This window comes from Streptomyces sp. NPDC002328 (genome assembly GCF_042890065.1).
Lineage (GTDB): Bacteria > Actinomycetota > Actinomycetes > Streptomycetales > Streptomycetaceae > Streptomyces.
Genome location: NZ_JBIARQ010000008.1, coordinates 40,941 through 60,887 on the forward strand (window position 1 = coordinate 40,941; position 19,947 = coordinate 60,887).

The 19,947-nt window shown below is 68.1% G+C and carries 17 protein-coding genes and 3 pseudogenes; 11 read left to right on the forward strand and 9 right to left on the reverse strand.

Annotated features, from left to right (window positions below):
- The first annotated feature begins 235 nt into the window (after positions 1–235).
- The 3 genes from ACFYX4_RS21340 to ACFYX4_RS21350 all read left to right on the forward strand — a co-directional run bounded on the left by ACFYX4_RS21340 (position 236) and on the right by ACFYX4_RS21350 (position 3,035).
- A complete protein-coding gene (locus ACFYX4_RS21340) occupies positions 236–1,117 on the forward strand; it encodes an MOSC domain-containing protein (protein WP_389335341.1) in 882 nt (293 codons plus the stop codon).
- An 84-nt stretch (positions 1,118–1,201) separates the two neighbouring features.
- Positions 1,202–1,786 (forward strand): hypothetical protein, encoded by a 585-nt coding sequence (locus ACFYX4_RS21345; RefSeq protein WP_389335344.1) that lies wholly within the window; start codon positions 1,202–1,204, stop codon positions 1,784–1,786.
- A 595-nt stretch (positions 1,787–2,381) separates the two neighbouring features.
- Positions 2,382–3,035: a DUF4328 domain-containing protein gene (locus ACFYX4_RS21350; protein ID WP_389335347.1), complete on the forward strand. Its 654-nt coding sequence runs from the start codon at positions 2,382–2,384 to the stop codon at positions 3,033–3,035.
- A gap of 63 nt (positions 3,036–3,098) precedes the next feature.
- Here the strand turns inward: ACFYX4_RS21350 and ACFYX4_RS21355 are convergent.
- Positions 3,099–3,664: pseudogene (locus tag ACFYX4_RS21355) on the reverse strand (transposase); the annotation flags it as partial.
- A 163-nt stretch (positions 3,665–3,827) separates the two neighbouring features.
- Between ACFYX4_RS21355 and ACFYX4_RS21360 the strand changes: the two are divergent.
- Entirely contained in the window at positions 3,828–4,232 is a 405-nt protein-coding gene (locus ACFYX4_RS21360; protein ID WP_389335350.1) for a type II toxin-antitoxin system PemK/MazF family toxin, read from the forward strand.
- A 63-nt stretch (positions 4,233–4,295) separates the two neighbouring features.
- Here the strand turns inward: ACFYX4_RS21360 and ACFYX4_RS21365 are convergent.
- Positions 4,296–5,381: pseudogene (locus ACFYX4_RS21365) on the reverse strand (transposase); the annotation flags it as partial.
- Positions 5,382–5,540: 159 nt separating this feature from the next.
- Here ACFYX4_RS21365 and ACFYX4_RS21370 point away from each other — a divergent pair.
- Both ACFYX4_RS21370 and ACFYX4_RS21375 read left to right on the forward strand, forming a co-directional pair.
- On the forward strand, positions 5,541–5,837 hold the full coding sequence (locus ACFYX4_RS21370; RefSeq protein WP_389335353.1) for a hypothetical protein: 297 nt from the start codon (positions 5,541–5,543) through the stop codon (positions 5,835–5,837).
- Between the two features lie 82 nt (positions 5,838–5,919).
- Entirely contained in the window at positions 5,920–7,068 is a 1,149-nt protein-coding gene (locus ACFYX4_RS21375) for an amidohydrolase family protein (RefSeq protein WP_389335356.1), read from the forward strand.
- Between the two features lie 809 nt (positions 7,069–7,877).
- Here the strand turns inward: ACFYX4_RS21375 and ACFYX4_RS21380 are convergent.
- The gene (locus ACFYX4_RS21380; protein ID WP_389335359.1) at positions 7,878–8,195 is read right to left on the reverse strand and encodes a hypothetical protein; all 318 of its coding nucleotides are present in this window, start codon (positions 8,193–8,195) and stop codon (positions 7,878–7,880) included.
- Positions 8,196–8,727: 532 nt separating this feature from the next.
- Here ACFYX4_RS21380 and ACFYX4_RS21385 point away from each other — a divergent pair.
- The 3 genes and pseudogenes from ACFYX4_RS21385 to ACFYX4_RS21395 all read left to right on the forward strand — a co-directional run.
- A complete protein-coding gene (locus ACFYX4_RS21385) occupies positions 8,728–9,498 on the forward strand; it encodes a hypothetical protein (RefSeq protein WP_389335362.1) in 771 nt (256 codons plus the stop codon).
- 326 nt (positions 9,499–9,824) lie between these two features.
- The gene (locus tag ACFYX4_RS21390; protein WP_389335365.1) at positions 9,825–10,460 is read left to right on the forward strand and encodes a transposase; all 636 of its coding nucleotides are present in this window, start codon (positions 9,825–9,827) and stop codon (positions 10,458–10,460) included.
- Between the two features lie 266 nt (positions 10,461–10,726).
- Positions 10,727–11,068 (forward strand): annotated as a pseudogene (locus tag ACFYX4_RS21395) (transposase); the annotation flags it as partial.
- Between the two features lie 31 nt (positions 11,069–11,099).
- Here the strand turns inward: ACFYX4_RS21395 and ACFYX4_RS21400 are convergent.
- On the reverse strand, positions 11,100–12,092 hold the full coding sequence (locus tag ACFYX4_RS21400) for an aldo/keto reductase (RefSeq protein ID WP_389335368.1): 993 nt from the start codon (positions 12,090–12,092) through the stop codon (positions 11,100–11,102).
- A 125-nt stretch (positions 12,093–12,217) separates the two neighbouring features.
- Here ACFYX4_RS21400 and ACFYX4_RS21405 point away from each other — a divergent pair, with 125 nt between their 5' ends.
- Positions 12,218–12,838: a TetR family transcriptional regulator gene (locus tag ACFYX4_RS21405; protein ID WP_193476888.1), complete on the forward strand. Its 621-nt coding sequence runs from the start codon at positions 12,218–12,220 to the stop codon at positions 12,836–12,838.
- A 178-nt stretch (positions 12,839–13,016) separates the two neighbouring features.
- Here ACFYX4_RS21405 and ACFYX4_RS21410 read toward each other — a convergent pair whose 3' ends face one another.
- Positions 13,017–13,775: a hypothetical protein gene (locus ACFYX4_RS21410; RefSeq protein ID WP_389335372.1), complete on the reverse strand. Its 759-nt coding sequence runs from the start codon at positions 13,773–13,775 to the stop codon at positions 13,017–13,019.
- A gap of 296 nt (positions 13,776–14,071) precedes the next feature.
- On the opposite strand from ACFYX4_RS21410, the gene ACFYX4_RS21415 reads away from it, so the two are divergent.
- Entirely contained in the window at positions 14,072–14,473 is a 402-nt protein-coding gene (locus tag ACFYX4_RS21415; protein WP_389335375.1) for a hypothetical protein, read from the forward strand.
- Between the two features lie 43 nt (positions 14,474–14,516).
- On the opposite strand, the gene ACFYX4_RS21420 is transcribed toward ACFYX4_RS21415, so the two are convergent.
- From ACFYX4_RS21420 to ACFYX4_RS21435, 4 genes are all read right to left on the reverse strand, one after another.
- The gene (locus ACFYX4_RS21420) at positions 14,517–14,951 is read right to left on the reverse strand and encodes a VOC family protein (RefSeq protein WP_389335378.1); all 435 of its coding nucleotides are present in this window, start codon (positions 14,949–14,951) and stop codon (positions 14,517–14,519) included.
- 78 nt (positions 14,952–15,029) lie between these two features.
- Positions 15,030–17,054: a DUF2264 domain-containing protein gene (locus ACFYX4_RS21425; protein ID WP_389335381.1), complete on the reverse strand. Its 2,025-nt coding sequence runs from the start codon at positions 17,052–17,054 to the stop codon at positions 15,030–15,032.
- A gap of 13 nt (positions 17,055–17,067) precedes the next feature.
- Positions 17,068–18,132, reverse strand: a complete 1,065-nt coding sequence (locus tag ACFYX4_RS21430) for a LacI family DNA-binding transcriptional regulator (protein WP_389335384.1) — start codon at positions 18,130–18,132, stop codon at positions 17,068–17,070.
- Positions 18,133–18,231: 99 nt separating this feature from the next.
- A complete protein-coding gene (locus tag ACFYX4_RS21435; protein WP_389335387.1) occupies positions 18,232–19,899 on the reverse strand; it encodes a sugar ABC transporter substrate-binding protein in 1,668 nt (555 codons plus the stop codon).
- Positions 19,900–19,947: the final 48 nt, after the last annotated feature.

Genomic DNA, 19,947 nt, shown 5'->3' on the forward strand with positions numbered 1-19,947 from the left:
TGGAGAGTTTTGGCGGGATGGTCGGGGACTGTGTCCCCCGGGGTCCGTCGGTGTGGCGGACAAGATCAGTACTCCTCCGATTCGTGCTGGAACTCGGAGAACGATTCAAGCCACGTTCCGGTTCCCGACGCGTCCCGCTATTTCTTGCCGCACCTCCCGGCTCCGGGGGATCCACTGCTGAAGGGTGGTTGGATCCTCCTGGACCGATGACATCGCCACACCGAAGGGGGCGCACATGGCCGGCGTCACAGATCTGATCTCCTACCCCGTCAAGGGCTGCGCGGGCACGTCGACGAGCGACGCGCTGCTCACTCCGGCAGGCCTGGCGCACGACCGCAGCTTCATGGTCACCAGCGAGGAAGGGGTCTACCGCACTCAGCGACGCCACCCCCGCCTGGCCCTCATCCAGCCCGCCATCAGCAACGACGGCACCCGCCTCACGCTCGACCTGGCCGGGGCCGACACGGCGGCCTTATTCGGCGCAGTCCGCCTCGACGTGATCACGTCCGCTCCGCGCCGTGATGTCGACCTGTTCGGCGCGGGCTTCCAGGGGATCGACCAGGGCGACGAGGTCGCAGCCTGGCTCTCGGAGGTCCTCGGCGTCCCCAGCCGCCTGGTCCGCGTACCGCCGGAACACGACCGGATCGCCGACGGCCTCACCCCCGGCCCCTCCGGCTACGCCGACAGCAGCGCCGTACACCTGCTCTCCCGCGCCTCCCTCGCCCTCCTCGACCAGCGGATGGCCGAGCGCGGGGCCCCACCGCTGCCGATGAACCGCTTCCGTCCGAACATCGTCATCGACGCCAGTCCGGGTGACGGCCCCGACGGCGACGGCGACTGGGCGGCCGTACCGCACGCCGAGGACCGCGCCCGCCGCATCACCATCGGCGGCTCCGAACTGGGCTACGCCAAACTCGCGACCCGCTGCGCGGTCACCCTCGTCGACCAGCGGGCCGGGGCACGGCAGGGCCCGGAGCCACTGCGCACGCTGGCCGCCTACCGACGAGCGACGAGCGGCGGCGTGGTGTTCGGCACGAAATTCTCCGTGACACGGCCGGGAAAGCTGTCGGTGGGCGACGACGTGGTCGTCGAGGAGTGGGGCGACGCCGAACTGTGAAACGTGGGCCGCCATGGGTTCAGGAACTGCCGGCACGGCCCGGCTGATACGGCAGGTGAGCTTGCTCGCCGCACTTGCGCTTGAATGAGTCGAGTGAACGAGATTGCTGCGCTGAGGCTCCGTCAGGCCGTCCGACGCATCGAGGAGGCCACCCGCGAACGTGCCGCCACGGGGCGCGGGCCGGAGCACGCCGATGACGTGGCGGGCACGTTCGCCACGGACGGCGCGCTCGGCTTCGACCCGTTCCCCTTCCTGCGGGCGCTGCACGAGGCCGGTTCGCGCGCGGTGGTCATCGGCCAGGTCGCCGGCATCCTGCACGGCTCGGTCGAACCGACCGGCGACCTGGACCTGCTGTGGGACGGTACCCAGGAGCAGGCCCAAGCCCTGCGAGCCGCCCTGACCGCCGCGGGCTGCACGGACCTGCCCGACCTGGACCGCCCTCAGGCGGCCTACCGGGTGACCGGCACCGCCGGCGACCTGTGCACGCCTGCCCTGCCCTGGGGCGACATGGACACCGCCCCCTGCCTGACCCGAGCGGCGAGCACCTACGACATAGCGGGCTTCGCCATCAACTTCGCTGCCCTGGACGACCTGATCCTCATGCGCCGCTCCCTCGGCCGCCCCAAGGACCACCGCCGCGCGGACGAACTCGATTGCTTGCGCCGATGAGCTGCGCGTCGAACCGGCTGACGATCTGCCGGAACTGGCGGGCGTTACGAGATGACATGGCCTGCATCACGGTGTCGAGGAGGGCCCGGGCTTCGAAGGGATCGCCGCAGCAGTACCAGTGCAGGTCGCCCCACTCGTAGTCGTCCCACAGCCGGCGCTCGGAGCGGTGCACGTACGCCTTGCACAGGCGCAGGGCAGCGCTGACATCTCCTGGTCGCAGATAGTTACGGGTCCGTTCGAGACGGACGATCTCGGACCGTGCGCCCGAGGACAAGCCGCCTATGCCTGGCTGTGCTTCTGGTGTCCGGTGCCGGGGAGCGCCCGCCCGGATGCGTCCTGGCCGTCTACGCGGCATGGACCTTTCGGTACATCGTCATGCCGTACATCGTGCCACGGCCAAGGCCCGAGCCGCTGATTGTCATGGACGGGATCCCTGCGCCCGGCGTATCGTACGTCGGCTGTGTGATCTTGCTCAGTGCTTCTGTGCTCGTCGCCCGTGGGGGGTCTCGTCATCATGTCCGCATCCCGTGCACCGTTTCGGCTGCCCTCGTTGCCCGGGAACTCGCCCGCGCCATCGCGGGGGTACCTGTTCGCCATGCTCGCGGGGCTGGCGCTGGCAGCGGTCAGCGACCTGGTCAGCGTCTACGCCGGTGTGAGGCACTTCCTGGAGATCGACGGGGACGCCGGTTCGGTCACGCTGTCCCAGTCGGAACTCGATGCGGCGTCCTCGCTGAGCGATACGGCCGTACGCTGGCAGGGCATGGTGTTCCTGCCCTGCGCGATCGTCTTCGTGCTCTGGTTCTCGCGGATGCGCCGCGCCACCGGCCCACTGGCGCCCGATCGGTTCCGTGACGGCCCTGGTTGGGCCGTCGGCGGCTGGATCGTCCCCGTGGTGAATCTGTGGATGCCCTATCGCGTCGCCTTCGACATGTGGGCAGCCTCGACCCCGGTGCCGCGCGACGGCGAGGACCACCGGCTGCGGACCTGGCCGCTCAACCTGTGGTGGGGCCTGTTCGTCTCCGCGGCCCTGTTCAAGGTGTTCGGCAGAATCGAATACGAGAAGGCCGAGACGCTGCCGCAGCTCCAGGACAGCCTGATCTGGTACGCCGCCGCCGACACGCTGCACATGCTGTCCGCGCCCGCCGCCGCCTACTTCGCCGTCCAACTCACCGCCATGCAACGCCACAAGGTGTCACACGACCCGCTCGGAACGACGGCCGCCGCACGAACACCGACCAGGTCAGCCTGAGTTCGCGCGGCGCAGGCGCCTGTCGGTGGGGCCCGGACGACAACTCCGGAGCCGGACCAAGAACTCCTCCACCCGCCATCTCGATTCAGCAACGCGCACCAGGGTGGTCAGATGCACCGGTGCGGCGAGTAGCAGCGGTAGTAGGCGAGTTCGCCGGTGCTGCGGTTTCGGCGGATGAGCAACTGGCGACTTGCGGGCCGGGGTCGACGAGGTCGATGACGGCCCAGTCGTAGAGGCTGTGGCCCCTTGGCTCCGGCCCCTGCGGACAGCTGCTGCCAGGCCAGCTTGGGCACCCTATGGGCGAGGGCGTCCGCGCGGAACTTCCCGGCGCCGGTGCTGACTTCGTGCGAGCAGGCGCGGAACGTATAGTTTCCGGTCCACCGCTGCGTGCCCGCGCCGCCCCGCGTAGACCAGCTAGACAAGCAACCTGGGCGTTCTCGATCCTGTCCGCAGTGCCGGTGTACTGGCGCTGCGCGCCCCGTGCCGGCGCCCTTCTTCACGTCGCCGGTCTCGTCGACCGCCAGAACCCAACAGTTCATGCGCGGCGGGCCCGACAGCAAGCCGAGTACCAACTGCCGGACGCGACGCCGGGGTTCGACCCGCGTGAACCGGCCTGTGATCCGGCTCATCAGGCCCTCAAACGCCTCCTGCAAGCGGGCAGGGTACGCTGTGACCTGCGGTCACCGCGTGATCGTTTGTCTTCACACACCGATGATCAACGGTGGCCGCACCCGTCTCCACAGTGCGTCAGGGTCGCGCAGGTTCGCCTGCCGTCCCGTGTCAGGAGGACATGTGCAACGTGGCGAAGTCTGGTGGGTGGGGTTCGACGAGCGGCGACCGTTCGTACTGCTGTCGGTAGACAACGCGTCCGGGATCCGGGCGATGCAGGTCGTCGCGCCGGCGGGCGTCGACATCAGCGGTCTGGGCGTCGAAGTGCGAGTTGGCGCCACGGAAGGGCTGCCCTTTGAGGGCGTGCTGCGGTTCGCGTTCACGCGTCCGGGCTTCACCCCTTGCACATGGCTGACCACCCTGGCCCGGGAGGACCTGACCGAGCGGGCAGGCGTCCTGCCCTCCGCGAAGCTCAGCGAGATCGAGGATGCCCTCCGTCATGGCGGACAAGCGAAGGAGTGGACCCCGGCGACAACCGCGAAGCTCAGCGAGATACGGGATGCCCTCCGTCTCGGCGGTCTCGGGTAGGCGAAGAAGGAACCGACGCCCCCGAAGGCGTGGTCGAGCTCGTCCAGACGATCGACGCCGGCCTGTCCAGGCGAGCAGGTCGATGCCGATCAGAGCGAGTTCGAGCCACGCTTGGTTGATGGCGAACTGCCGCGACGGGAACCGGCCGAACCCGGTGGTCTTGCCGGTGCGGATGCGGTCCTCGACGCGGGTGTGGCAGCGGTGCTGCACTTCAAGGAACTGGATCGAGTCGCCACCGTGGGGTGTGTCAGTGGCGAAGACCTGATGCCGCATGCCGTTGACCTGGTCGAACAGTGACAGTTGCGCGCCGGGATGGGGGTGTTCCCGGCGGCAGATCAGCCGGGTGCCGGCCGGGAACGCGGCCAGCACGCCGGGGTCGAGATGGTCGGTGAGCTCGACGACCTGGGCGCCGTCACGCAGGCTGCCGTCGCCGTCGAGCGCGGGCACCCAGCAGCGGTGACGGTGATCGCGGTCCGGATCGGTCCGGTGATCGCGACTCCGACGGAGAACTGCGTGTGCAGGCCGTGTTCGCGCAGGCTGCGGATGTGGGCGAGAACTCGTGGCTGCTACCGGCCGAGTCGGACCGGATGAGGATCGGGCTGCCGTAGCGGTGCGCGTCGGGAATCTGGTGCAGGGCCTGGTCCAGGACGGTGATGTGGTCGGCGGCGGTGTTGCTGCCGGTGTTAGCCGGGCGCAGCACCCCGGCCAGGGCTTCACCGGTGGCGTCGAGGTCGGCGGCGGCGACCTGGAAACCGATTGTCGCGTCGATGTCCAGCACGAACCCGGGCAACGCCTGGCCGAGCACCATGGTGGCGGGCAGCGAGCGCCGGGTCTCGAGGACCTGTGCCCAGGCCAGTTCACGGGCGGCGGCGCGCGCCGCCCGCAGCCGGGCCAAGGCTGCGGTGTCGATCGCATCCAGGACCCGCCACGCGGTCGGACCAGAGGCCACCGGACCGAACAGGCCGCCCTGCTGCCGCAACACCGCCAGATCGGTGATGGCTTCGCCGCCGTCAGCCACGAGCACCGACAGGTCGACCGCGACGCGGCCTGGTTCGTGCGTTGGCCGGCGCTGCCGGTTCAGGCCCAATGCTTGGACGAACCCGCTGGTCAACCCGGCCTTGTCAGCCAGTCGGTGAGCAGACGGGCGCCGCCTAAAAGATCGTGTTTTAACGGTCGTCTCAGGTTCGCTCAGTAGGAAGTAGGCGTCAGACGAGCGAGGCAACTCGTGTGTAGGAGGTGTTGATGGTTGTCAATGTAACGCCGTCAGGGAAAGCGCCGCCCGGGCGGTTGAGATCCTGGGTGGGCGCCATGGCGCTGGTGACGGCGTTCCCTGTCGCCGCCCGCGGGTCGCACGCCGACAACAGCGCGGGGCCCGGCGCGGCCGGCCCGCACAGCGCGCACGCGGGCGGGTCGTCAGCTCCAACACAGCCGCCGCGCGCCGACAAGCGGTTCCTCGTGGTGCCGCCGGTCGGCGCTGCCGTGGTGCGCACGCAGGACGCGAAGACCCGTGGTCTCGGCTGGCAGTGTTTCGGCGGAACCGGCGCGGCCGGCGCCGAGGTCGAAGGGGGGACGCGGCGTGGGTGGACACTTGGGCGCGCCTGGTAACGACGAAGGGTCGAACTGAAGCATCTCGCAGACGGATGCCGTACGGATACCACACCACACAAACACCTGAAGAGAGACCGACATGAAGTCTAGGGGACGTCGCGGCTTTCTAGCCGCTTCCACGGCACTTGGCGCTGGTGCCGGCTTGTCCGCGTATGCCGCCGTTTCGGCAGCGGACGGGAACAAGACTCCGGACAAGACTCCGGACAAGACTGCGGACATTGCATTGCGAGACCGGGACCTGCCCTTCATCGGCACGGAGGAGACCTTTTCGACTCCCACGTTGTTGAAGCTGAACTCCATCAATCAGGATCACATAGCGTTCCTTGAGGAAATTGGTCTTTCGGATCTAGGCCAACGCCGCATCGGCGATATGGATGCGGGGGGACTCAACGTTCAAATTCTCTCTGCTCATACACCCTCCGTACAAAATGTCCCTGGGCAAAGGGGCATCGACCTTGCCTATCGTCTTAACCGGCAACTCGTAGACGGGCCGATCGCCAAATATCCGGGCCGCTTCAAGGCTTTCGCCACCTTGCCCTTGCAGAGCCCGGAGGCGGCGGCGGACGAACTGGAACGCTCGGTTCGGGAAGATGGCTTCCTGGGCGCACTGACCAACGGACACATCGCGAAGAAATATCTCGATCATCCCGATTTCGAGCCTGTGCTGGCACGTGCCGTTGCTCTCGATGTGCCGATCTACCTGCATCCCGGCTATCCAGCTGACGAGGTCTTCAAGATCTACTACAGCACCACACGGTCTGAATACACGGAAGAGTACCAAGACTACATTTTCAGTGGGTCTGGATATGGCTGGCACCAGGAGGTGCTGACCCAATGCATTCGGATGATCACGTACGGGGTTTTCGACAGATTCCCCAAACTGAAAATCATCATCGGCCACATGGGCGAAGGTCTTCCCTTCTACTACGAGCGGATCGTCAATGACATGGGCGAGCCAACCAAAGACTCTCTCGAGAAGCCCATCGGGCAATACTTCCAGGACAACTTCTGGGTCACAACCAGCGCATTCCCCCAGACCGAACTGCTCGATCTCCTGCTGAAGTTCATAAGCGTGGATCGAGTGATGTTCGCGACCGACTACCCGTTCGCGGACATAAAGGAGCAGACCGACTGGTTCCGCGGAGTCGATTTGCCACGCGAGGACAAGGAAAAGATTGCGTTCCGAAATGCAGAGAAACTGTTCAGAATGAAAGTTCCCGTGAAGTGATACGCCAGCGTCAGCCGGAGTGAAAGACAGCTTTTCTGTAAGGCGAGAGTGCGGCCGAAGCATGCGATGCGCGGCTGCCCCATAACGCGGTCTCATGCAGGCTTTTCTAAGATCGAACGGGGTTCGCGGCTGGAGGCGACCCGAATGTGAAGGGCTCGCAGCCCATCGGTAATTATCTGAGTGTCTGAATCGGATGGTCACAGGTGAACCTTTTTCAACGTGGCGAGGCCGGCGGCTTGCGCAGCGTCTCGGTCGTGCCGACGGTGCGCATGGTCGCCGAGGTGCGGCCGGAGTACGAGACCGAGTGGCCCGCGATGAAAGCGGTCGCCCGGAAGCTGCACGACGGCGCAGCTCAAGCGGTTACTGGGAAGGACGTGCCATAACTCGATCCTCTCAAACGATCGAGTCCCTACCGAGCCCGAACGGTTCATGTACAACATCGACTGATGTCGTGCAGGTTTGTTCACTAGTGGAGGTTGTCATGCAGAAGAATGCGGCTAAGGCGACGATTATGGCCGCCCTGGCTTTCGCGGGACTGTTTGGTGTCGCCGGCCCGGCGCTTGCCACCGATTCGGTTCCCGCTGCGCGCTCATCCGCTGCGCTTGGGTGTACCGATCTCGCTAATGAGTTGCGGGATGACCTGCGGTCGGTCGGAGTAAATGTGCCTCAGGGTACAGAATGGCAGACTGTCTACCTGTACGCCTACGACTGGGCTGTCAGGCACCCCGGGGCGACGGCTGAGCAGGTGATGGCAGCGGCTGAGCGCTTGCGCTTGGCTTGCTAGTGTGATGCGCCAGATATCCTGATGGTTAGTTCTGCTCGGTTTTCTGGCTGGTCGTTCCGACCTTGGTGAGGTGGTCGGCGAGAGAGTTGAGGATCTCGTCGGCTGTCTTGGTCCAGGTGAAGGGCCGCGGGTTCTCCTTCCAGGTGTCGATCCAAGCAGTGATGTCGTCCTCCAGTGCCTTTACGGAGGTGTGGACGCCGCGGCGGATGAGTTTGTCGGTCATCAGGTCGAACCACCGCTCCTCCTGGTTCATCCAGGAGGAGCCGGTGGGGATGAAATGGACGTGGAAGCGGGGGTGTCTGCCGAGCCATGTCCGGATGTCGGCGGTGGGGCCTTGACCCAAGGCCGGGTAGTTACTGAGGCTTGAGGCGTGATGTCGTTCGGGGCTGACGGAACATGATCGTCGCGGTATGCCGGTTGTGTGAGATATCCGCAGGGTGGTGGGCTGACGCCTGAACGGCAGGTGTTTCGTGAGCTGATCCGGATCAGGGCCCCGGGGAGAGTCACGTTCGCCCGTTTGATCACGGGATGGCGTTGAGGGTCAGGACGGCCTCGGGTTGACCGTGCGCGCGTCGGGCGCTGGCGGTGTTGGCCCAGCCGACGCGGTGGAAGTGGCGTGTGCCGGGTCGCGCAGGGCGGTCATGACGGCGGGGGTGCGGTGGTGCTGAACCTGATCGGCGTCCTCACCTGTCGGGGATCACGGGCCGGTCGCGGTGCGGCTGTGCGCTCCAGAAGGATGGGCAATCCCGACGGGAAAGAAGAGCAGACTCCATGTCAACGCTTCGTGAGACCCGATGAGTTGAAGAGATCTATGCGATGGTGTCTTCTCCGCCTGTCGCTGCGGAGATTTCGACACGTCTTGAACGGAGTTTTCCATGCAGAAGGTCATCGACTACATCGAAGAACATCGGAAAACGTACGAGAACCATGCATTCTTCACTCGCCTGCTCACCGACGAGTCGCTCCCCGGAGAAAGGCGTCTGGCGTGGGGGCCCAGCGTGGTTCCCTTCATCATGGGCTACTCCGACCTGAACAAGTACGTCTTCCGCAAAGACGAAGGCAACGCCCGGCCCGATCAGCTGCAGGCCCTTCTGAACGCGCACACGTACGAAGAGGACTTCCACTGGCAGTGGATGCTGACCGACCTGGAGAAGCTGGGGGCCGACAGCAGCATGCCCCTGTCGGACGCCACGCGGGTCCTGTGGAGCGCCGACTTCAGCCACTCTCGACGTCTCTGCCTGGAACTGGCCGCGCTCGCCGCGGGCGCCCCCACGTACGCCGTTTTCGCGATGGTCGAGTCCATCGAGGCTGTCTCCATCACGATCTTCACCCACTGCCGGGGAATCGCCCTGCGGGACGGTCGCGAATGTGAGTTTTTCGGCACCAAACACTACATGGCGGAGGCGTCGCACAGCATAAAGTCGCCCGAGGTGGAAGAGAAAAGCCTGCCGTCCCTCGACGACGCACAGCGCGAGGAAGCCAAGCGGGTGGTGGACCGCACGTTCTCGCTCTTCGACAACTGGTCCGGCTCGCTCCTGCGGTTCGCTCTCGAAAGCGGGGACCACGAGCGCACGTACGAGAGGGTGATCCAGGAGAGCAAGGACCTGCTGCCGGAAGCCGAGGCAGTGGCCGCTGCCGCCTTCTAGCCTCGATTGTTGCAGGTCAACTGCAGGCCCCGGGGAGAGTCACGTTCGCCCGGTTGAGTATGTGACGCTGTGTCAGCCCTGGGTGCAAGGCGAGCACGGCCCCTTGTGATCATGGAGTTCTCTACGCTTCACGATCTGCAAGGTTGCCGTGCTCGCTGTTTCATCATCGCCTACGCCCATCGCCCCGGACGCGGCGCCCCTGCCCTCCTCGCCGCCGGGGACGCTCGTGCCTGCGGGGCTGGTGGAAGCGCTGAGCCGGGTGCCTGACCCGCGTGATCCCCGGGGTGTGCGATACCGGCTGGCGACGCTACTCGCGGTGGGCGTGTGTGCGATGGACCAGCGCGGGGCACAGCTCACTGACCGCGATCGCCGAGTGGGCAAGACGCCGCGACCAAGCGGTACTTGCGCGCCTCGGCTGTCCCTACGATCCGTTCACCGGCCGCTTCACAGCTCCCGGCGAGCGGACCTTGCGGGACGTTTTCGGCAAGGTGGACGCCGCCGCGCTCACCCAGGCCGGCTTCGCCCGCCTGACGGCCTTGACGCCCTCATCCCCCTGCGCCACGGCACCGGACGGTGTCCGTGAGCGGGAACAACGGCGTGCGCATCGGACCGCCGCACCGCAACAAGGCGACGTTCGGCCGTCGCGACGGGCGTTCGCGGTGGATGGAAAGTGTCTGCGCGGCGCAGTACGCGCCGACGGCAGCCGCGTGTTCGTACTGACCTCCGTGCGTCACGACGACACCCTGACCGCGGCCCTGCGTGAGATCGGAGCGAAGACCAACGAAATTCCCGAATTCACGCCGCTCCTCGACCAGATCGACGACACCGGCCTGGCCGACGCCGTGGTCACCGTGGACGCCCTGCACGCACAGAAGGACCACGCCCGCTACCTCGTCGAACAACGCCACGCCCACTACCTGCTGTCGATCAAGAACAACCAGCCCAGATCGCAGGCCAGTTGAGGCGAATTCCCTGGAAGGACGTGGCCGTCCTGCACCGCTCCAGGGACTGCGGGCACGGCAGGGAGGATGTCCGCGAGGTCAAAGTCTGCGGCGTCGACGGACTGCTGTTCCCGCACGCCCGCCAGGTGGTCCGCATCCACCGCAAGCGCCGCCGCACCGGGGCTGGGAAGTGGCAGACCGAGACCGTCTACGCGGTCACCGATCTCGCCGCCCACCAGGCCGATCCGGCCGAGATCTCAGCGTGGGCCCGCGGACACTGGATCATGGACAGCCAGGCCCTGGAACCGCTTGTGCGCGGCATCCCGCCCATTCGCTCCCGCCGCGGACCTCGGCTCAGACTCCCGGCGAAACTGCATGCGGACAAAGGCTACGACTGCAAGCACCTGCGACGATGGCTCCGCAGCCGCGGCATACCCCACCGCATCGCCCGCAAGGGCATCGAGCCCTCGCAGCGGCTCGGCCGTCATCGATGGGTCGTTGAACGTACGGTTTCCTGGCTTGGCGGATGCCGTCGCCTACACCGCCGCTATGAACGCAAGCCCGAGCACTTCCTTGCCTTCGTCGGCATAGCCGCCGCTCTCATCTGCCACCGGCGCCTCACCATATAAACGGTGGAGAGGCGTTGTGGCGTCGGCGGGATCAGTCGGTGGTGAAGCTGGACAGTAGCGCGGCCGGGTATCGGCTGCCCGCCGAGCCGTGGGGGAGGATCTCGGTGATGTGGGCCATGTCGGCGTCGGTTAGCTGGACGCTGTCCGCGCCGACGTTCTCCTCGAGACGCTTGGCACTGCGGGTGCCAGGGATGGGCACGATGTCCTGACCTTGGGCGAGGAGCCAGGCCAGCGTGAGTTGGGCGGTGGTGATGCCCTTGGCCGCGGCGAGTTCCTTGAGCTGTTCGGTGGCGCGGAGGTTGTAAGTATAGTTCTCGCCCTGCCAGCGCTCGTCCCAGCTGCGCATGTCGTCCGCGGGGTATTCACTCGCGGGCTTGACCGCCCCGGTCAGGAAGCCGCGGCCGAGCGGGGAGTAGGGCACCAAGCCGATGCCGAGCTCCCGCAGGACGGGAAGGATCTCCTCCTCCACCTCCCGCTCGAAGAGCGAGTACTCGTACTGAAGCACCGAGAGCGGGGTGACGGCGTGGGCGCGTCGGATGTACTGGGGGCCGACGTTGCTCAGGCCGAAGTACTTCACCTTGCCTTCGGTGATCAGATCGCCGACCACGCCCGCGACCTCCTCGACCGGAATGGTGGGGTCGGAGATGTGCTGGTAGAAGAGGTCGATGTGGTCGCTCTGCAGGTAGCGCAGGCTGTTCTCGGCGACCTTGCGGATGTTCTCGGGGCGGCTGTTGAAGCCGGAGCCCAGCGGCTGGGTCGTCATGTCGAAGCCGAACTTGGTGGCGAGGACCACCTCGTCGCGGAAGTCGCGGACTGCCTTGCCCAGGAGGATTTCGTTACTGCCGGTACCGGCGCCGTACAGCTCGGCGGTGTCGAAGAAGTCGATGCCGAGTTCGTGGGCGCGGCGGATGGTTGCGATGCTCTCGTCGTCGTTCGAGGCGCCGTAGGCCATGGACATGCCCATGGTCCCCAGGCCGAGCGCCGAAACGCGCAGACCCTGAGAGCCCAGATTGCGGTGCTGCATGAGTTCACTCCCTCGGTATTTCGTCGGTTTCACCCACAGAGGCCAAACCGAACTGTTCCGTTTGACTGTACGCGCCGACCACCCCGACTGCCAAACCGAACGGTTCGGTGCTCTATCCTGGGCCTATGTCCCAGTCCCGCGACTCCGGCCAGACCGCAGCGCCCACCGCCGGCGGCGACACCACGCGCGAGCGCATCCTTGCCGCTGCCATGGAGGAGTTCGCCGGCCACGGCATCGCCGGCGCCCGCGTGGATCGCATCGCCAAGCTCGCCAAAACCAGCAAAGAACGCGTCTACGCCTACTTCCGCAGCAAAGACGCGCTTTATGCCGCTGTTGCTGCACGGGAGTATGTCGTCATCGCCGAGGCCACCCAGATGGACCCGTCCGACCTCCCTGGCTACGCGGGCCGCCTGTTCGACTACTTCGTCGCCCGTCCAGACCACCACCGCCTGATCACCTGGGGCCGCCTCGAACTGCAGGGCACCACAGCCGGTGCCGACGATCCCGACCAGGCAGTGATCGCCCGCAAGATCGACCAGCTCCGCCAGGTGCAGCAGGCTGGACAGCTCGACCCCGCCTGGGACCCGGCCGACGTCCTCGCCCTGGTCAACCAGATCGCCATGACCTGGGCGTCGCAACCCGAACTCAGCAAGGCCGCCGCCGCACACGCCGTGGACCCCACCACCGCCGCCCGCCGTGCCGCGGTGGTGACCGCAGTCGAGCAGCTATTCCCCCGAGCGGTCTGAGTAACACCGGTTTCGGGCAGGGGACCTGCCCGCAACGGGGTACGTGCGCTCGTGACCGGAATCAGGCTCAGGATGCTGAGCCCCCGGGTATCCCTGCTCGCCGGCACCACCACCAACGGAACCTCAAAGGCATCCGTCCGACACCGTTCAGCGAGCGATCACGCCATAAGAACTGCCGCTAATAGCGGTGGTTGGGCCAGTGTGGGTCCTCCCAGCGGGTGGGGCCGGTGAGGTCGAGGAGGCGTATGCGGTGCAGCAGTTCCTCGGGAGCGTCCAGGGCTTGGAGTCGCGCCGGGGCGTGCCGGACCAGCCAGGCCGTGAGTTCGGTGCGCACCGCATCCCCGTTGTCCCAAGCGTTCCAGGGGAGTTCATCACCCAACAGGTCGTACTCCCAGTGCGCGACCGCCTCGGCCAAGTGCCGGTCGGCGACGCGGTGGTCGAGTGTCTCCCACGTGTTGAGCCACGGGGTGAGCGTGGCGGATGCCTCGGCGCACAGCGCGAGGACCTCAACGACGGGGACGGCGGGATCCGATGAGGAGAGGGTGTGGGCCCACCAGGCATGCAGGAACTCCCACACTGCCGCGCTCTGTTGCACCGGCCACTGCCGCCAATGGCCGCGAGCGAACGAATGCCCGACCTCGTGCATGCCGAACAGGGGCTCCACGAGGCCGTTGACCAGCGCCCTGGCGAACTGGGGCAGGATACGGCGCAGCACCGCGCCGTGGTCCCTCCAGTCGGGGGCCTCCCAGTTGCGACGCAGCAGATCCGGGTGCAGCACCACGTCGGGGACCTTCAGTTGCGCAAGCTCTTCCGCGCTGCCCCAGTGGCACTCGCACTGGCTCGCGTCGCTGCGGGCGGTCATTCCGTGAAAGGTGACGTCCAAGCAGTCCAGAGCACGGTCGAGTCGGGGCCGCGCGGGAGTGTCGTCGAGGTTCATCGTTGTCGGCACAGCCTCAGGGGGACTCCGGTGGCTCCCGCCAACCGAAGATCACCACCTTACCGGGTAACCTCCGTCATCGGCACGGTAGTTACCCTCGCCCAGCCGACGGTGCGGTGCACAAGCGAGAAGGGAAGCGCGGGGACTTGAGGAAGCAGCAGCGGAATGGGCGTCGTCGCGTCGAAGCGGTGTCGGCGGTTCTCTGTGCGACCGCCCTTCTCGCTGGTTGCTCCGAAGGCCTACAGGCGAGGGAACCCGGTCCGGCAGCCGTTGAAGTCACGGTGATTCGTGGGGACGTGACGTATCCCCTGACCGTCAAGGTCACGCAATGGGAGATGCGTCCGCACCCGCAGGTCCCCGGGAGAGGGGACGCGATCAACTTCGGCTATCGCTCGACCAAGACCGAGCCGCTGCCGGACACGATGGTCGAACTCGCGGTGTGCGCCGTGGACTCCGCGAAGATCGTGCTGCTGTGCTCCAGCATCATCGTCCACGACACACCCGGTGACCCATGGGTCGAGGAGGGGGACTCCTGGATCGGTGCCGGATCCGAGATGGATCTGTCCGCCACCGCCGGCGTCGTCCTGCTGCCCGACCAGTTGCGCGGCGGCTTGCATCCGCCTGACGATCCCAAGGACGGCGACGGCTACGTCCCGCCTCTCGTTCCGGCACCCGGTGACCGGCTACGCCTCGCCTGACCGGCTGCTCTCCGGGGGGAGGCTTCGGCGTCTCGGAGGTCGCTCAGTCGAGGCAGAAATCGTTGCCCTCGACATCCTGCATCACGATGCACGACTCGTTGTGCTCATCGGCGAGCAGCACGCGCACTTGCACCGCGCCGAGCGCGACCAGGCGTGCGCACTCGGCCTCGAGCGTGGCCAGGCGCTCCTCACCCACGAGCCCGGTGCCGACGCGCACGTCGAGATGCACCCGATTCTTGACCACCTTGCCTTCGGGGACGCGCTGGAAGTACAGCCGCGGCCCCACGCCCGAGGGATCACTGCATGCGAACGCCGCCCCCTGCTGCTCGGGCGGCAGCGAGCGATCGAAATCGTCCCACGTGGCGAATCCCTTCGGCGGCGGCGGAACGACGTACCCCAACACCTCGCACCAGAAGCGGGCGACGCGCTCAGGTTCCGCGCAGTCGAAGGTGACTTGGAACTGCTTGATCGATGACATCGGCGCACCATAGCAGGGGGATCCGGTGCTCACTGCCCCGTGTGCATCCGGGGCAGTTCCCTGACTAAGCCCGCCGTCTCAGTGCTGCTCCACACCCCGCCCGCCCAGCGCGGGAACCCGCCCCGTCGTCCCGTCCGGGAAGGTGATCTCGACGGCGCCCTCGGGCGTCAGGACGGCACGGGTGCCCGCCCGCAGCGCGTGCAGGTTGCCGTGGACCGCCGGGTCGGCCGTGAGGACGACGAGCGTCGCCAGCAGATGCGTACCGCCGGGGTGGGGCGAGGTCAGCAGGGGAGTGGCCGAGTGCAGGCCGTACGCGTTGTGGTCGCGGGCGTGGGCGACGTCGCCGTGGCACGGAGTGGCGGGAGCGGGGGCGTCCTGCCGGCCGAGCAGGGACACGATGGCTGTCGTCAGGCCGTCGCGTCGGCGGGCCAGCGCCCAACCCGGGCCGGTCTCCCCCATCGGCGGAGCGCTGTCGCAGGCCACCGCCCAGCCGCCTTCCCGCACGGTGACGCCGGCCGGGGCCTCGATCCGGTGCACGCGCACCTCCCAGGGGCCGTGCACCACGCTGGCCGTGTCGATGCGCGAGTGCTCCTCGCCGTCCGGACCGAGCGGCCTGTGCCATGACGCGGCGAGACGGTCCGCGGTGTACAGCGGGTGGATGCGGCCTCGGCGCGAGGCGGTCGACGGACCGTCGAGCAGGGCGATGTGGTTGTCGGGTCCGAACTCGCCCTCGGCGGGCGGCGTTTCGGGCGCGGTGGCGCTGGAGTAGGCGAACCGGGTGTAGTGAGGGCTGTCCTGGGAGGTGGCGGGCGGTGGCGGCAGCCGGTCGCTGCCGTGGTTGACCAGCCGTACGATCCCGTCGGCGGCCGTGGAGTGCAGCAGCCACCCCGGAGCGGGCAGCGCCGTGTACCGGTCCGCCGTGTCGACCGGGCCGGGCTCCTCCCGCGCCGTCCACACCGGATGGTCGGACGGCAGGAGCAGGCCGAGGAACGCCTTGCTCGCCCAGTAGGGCGAGGCCGGACCCGAGTACGGCTGGGTCACCGGGAGGTAGGGCCGGTACCAGCCGAGGCTCAACAGGCCACGTTGGTCAGGGACTTCATGGTCGGTGAAGTGTTTGAGGGCGCCCGAGGCCAGGCGGCGGGTGCGGCCGGGCGGCAGCGGGGTGGCGTCGGCGAGGACGCCCGCCCACAGCGGCGCGGCGGTGGCGTAGCGGTAGGTGAGCGAACGGCCTTGGTGGACGGGCGCGCCGTCGGAACCGAAAAAGTGCTGATGAGTCGTCAGGAACGTACGTAGGCGGGCGCGGTGGCTCGCCACCACGGACGGATCTGCCCTGGCTCCGGCGATTCTCGCCCACAGCACCGGGTAGAGGTGCAGCGCCCAGGCGTTGTAGTAGTCGAACTTGCGGCCGTCGCCGTCCGTGTACCAGCCGCCGCCCCGGTACCAGTCGTCCAGACGGGCCAGTCCCGCTTCGATTTCCGTACGGCTGTGGGGCGCGTCGACGGAGGCGAGGAACTCCTCGGCGACGACCTGGAACAGCCGCCAGTTGGAGTCGTTGACGTCGGCCCCGATGAACCCGCCCAGCCATGCCGCCACGTTCTGCCGCACGGTGTCGGGCAGCCGGTCCCAGATCCAGGGGCGCGTCTCGTGCATGGCGACGGCGACGGAGGCCGCCTCGACCATGGGCTGGCCGCGGTCGGTGACCGGCGGCCAGTGCTCGGGGTGGCCGGGGTCCGTACCGGCGGCGAGGCCGGTGGCATAGCGCTCGATCAGATCGCCGACGACCGTGCTGCCGGGTGCGTCGACGCCGCCGGCGCCGGCGATGCGGAACGCGGCGAGCAGGAACGAGCGGGCGTACCCCTCCACCCCGTCGGACCACTCGCCGGAGTAGCCGGTGCGCCCCGCCAATCGGTACTGGGCCAAGTGGGGGGTGGCGTACGGGAGGAGGGCGGTGAGCAGACGGTCCGCGGCCGCTTCCCAGTGGGCGCGCGTGTAGCCGGTGTACGGCGACAGTCGCCGGTCGGCCGGGGGGAGTTGTGTGGTGGAGGCGAGGCGGGTGGCGGGTCGCGGGTGGCCGGCGTCGGCAGGGAGGTGCGGCGCGGACATACGGAGTGGGTCCTCACTTCGGTCGGTGGGCGCGCTCCGGTCGGGGAGCCGCCACGCTGTCGCGTACGACGATGTGGGTGCCGAGCAAGTGGTATGCCCCGGCAGCGTGTTCGGGATCGCGCAGGGCCAGGCGCACGGCGGCGCGGCCGAGTTCCTCGGAGGGGGTGCGGACGGTGGTCAGCGGGGGGTTGAAGTCCTCGGCGAGCGGGATGTCGTTGTAGCCGACGACGGAGACATCGCCCGGGACGGTCAGGCCGGCCTCGGCGACGGCGCGGATGACGCCGGCGGCGACCATGTCGTCACCGGCCACGACGGCGGTGAACTCCCGCGTCTGTGACAGGAGTTCCGTCATGGCTCGATGCCCGGCGGCGCGGCCGAGGCCGCAGTCGACGACCCGTGCGGCCTCGGGCGGCAGTCCGTGGTCGGCCAGCGCTGCCCGGTATCCGGCGACCCGGGCGTCCAGGGCGGTGTTGCCGGGCAGGCCGCCCAGGAAGACGATCCGGCGGTGACCGGCCGAGAGCAGATGGCCGGTGACGGCGCGGGCGCCCGCCTCGTTGTCGAACTCGACCACGAGCGCCGGGAGTCGGGGCTCGGGAGCGGGCCGGCCGCACAGCACGAGTCGTGCTCCGTCGGCGTCGAGGGCCTGGGCGTAGTGGGCGACGCGCTCACGGTACGCGTTGTCCTCGACGACACCGCCGACCAGGATGACCAGCCGGGCGCCCTCCTCCCGCATCAGCTGCACGAACTCCAGCTCCCGCGCCGGATCGCCGCCGGTGGCGCCGACCACGCACAGCCAGCCGCGTTCGGCCGCCTCCGCCTCGACGCCCTCGGCGACCTGCGCGTAGAAGGGGCTGGTGACCTGGCGCAGGACGACGGCCACCATCTTGCGGCCGCCGCCGACCAGGGCACGGGCGTGGGCATTGGCGACGTAGTCCAGGGCGTGGGCGGCGCGCAGAACTCGCGCCCGAGTGGCGGGCGGTACCGGGTAGTTGCCGCTCAGCACGCGGGAGACCGTGGCGACGGACACCCCTGCCCGCTCGGCCACCTCCCGGATCGTGACCCGTCCCTTTGCCGTCATGACGCTCCTCGTCCCTGCCGCCGTGTTCCCGTACCGCCGTCCGGCGTCCGCCACGCGCCCGGTGTTCACCGCGCCCGGTGTCCGCCGTGTCCGGTGGCGTCACGAGTTGGCGGCGTGCTCCTTGGCGTATTCCTCGGCCATTTTGTCGCCGCCGCGGGAGCGCCAGGTCTTCACGGCGGCGTCGTAGTCGGACATGGGGGCGCGACCTGCGATGACGGCGGTGACCGTGTCGTCCATCAGGGCCTTCAAAGTCGTGCCCTGGCTGGTGTAGGTGCCGGACTGCAATCCGTAGGAGGCGTTGCGGACGGCGTGCGGCACCACCTTCTGCTGCCAGGCGTGCAGGGCCCGTACGGCGTCGGGCCGGCCCGGCACGAAGAGTACTTGGGGGCCTTCGGCGAGGTACCGGAACGGCAGGTTGGTGATGTTCTCGACGTCGCCGAGTTCGTTGGACGCGGGGGAGCCGTCCTGGGCGCGGGTGAAGTGGGTTCCCTCGACGCCGTGGTGGAGCAGTTCCCATTCCTTCGACCCGAAAGGCGCGGCCAGATGGTCCAGCACCCGCAGCAGCAGTTCGACGCGCTCCTTCTTGGCCTTCTTCAGGATCGTGTAGCCGAAGGATCGGCGGGCCGCGACGATGCCGCCGGGCTGCCCGCCGACGCCGTACGGCAGGGCGGGCGCGGGGGACATGAGGCCCTCGGAGTCCGGATAGAGCGACGTGTAGGCGCCGAAGCCCTGCTGCATGGAGCCGACCGTCCCGTTCAGGAACAGCGTGGTCAGGTCCGGTGAGGACAGCGAGGTGGCGTCCGGATGGTACGAGCCGTTCTTGCGCAGCTGCGCCTGGAAGGCGACGGCCGCCTTGTAGCGCTCATCGGTGAAGTGCGCGCGGAAGGTGCCGTCGTCCTCCACCGCCCAGGCGTTCGGGGCCCGGTGGGCGGCGGCGTGCACGGCGTTGCCGAAGAGGGAGCCGGTGGCGGCTCCGAGCGCGTACCGCTTGCCGCTCGTGCCCTTCCGAACGACCGCGGCGAAATCCTGCGAAGTCCATCCCTCGCGCATCCCCGCGCCGGCGAAGAGGTCCTCGTTGACGTACAACGTCGAGCCGGGCAGCGGGCGTTCGAGGGGGATGCCGTAGACGCGCCCGGCGATGCGGCCCATGTCGCGCCAGGCGTGGGTGGGGATGCCGGCCAGATTGGGGTAGGCCGTGACGGCCTCGCCGGACAGGAACGGGGTGAGGTCCTCGGCGCGCTTCTGCACGAACTGCGCCTCGCGGGGCAGGGCGACGCCGGTGAAGATGTTGATGATGTCGGGCAGGGAGTCGGGGTCGCCCGCCATCACCGTGGCCATCTTCTTCTGGTAGTCGGCCTGCGAGACGACGGTGAAGTCGACGGAGACGCCGAGGGCCTGCTCCACGGCCTTCCAATACCGGTTCTGGGCACGCCCCTTCGGGGGAACGCCGAAGGTGACCGACAGGACCTTGACCGTGGAGCCGTCGCCCGGGGTGCGCGCCACCGACGTGATCAGGTCCGCGGGATAGGCGGTGTAGCCGGCCTGGACGCCGTCGGCGGTGGGGGCGAGGTCCGGCTTCGGCCCGGCGACCGCCCGGTAGGCCGGCCAAGGGGCCAGCTTCTTGCCGGAGTTGGAGACATCGCTGCCGCCGCTGCCGCTGGAGCACGCGGTGAGCGCCCCGGGGGCGGCGAGCGCGGCTCCGCCGACGGCGACGGAACGCAGCAGGGTGCGCCGGGACATGGACGGTTTCGAGGGGGTGGAGGACATGAGTCGACCGACCTTCTTGAGGGCACGGCTGCACGCGAGCCGTGACAC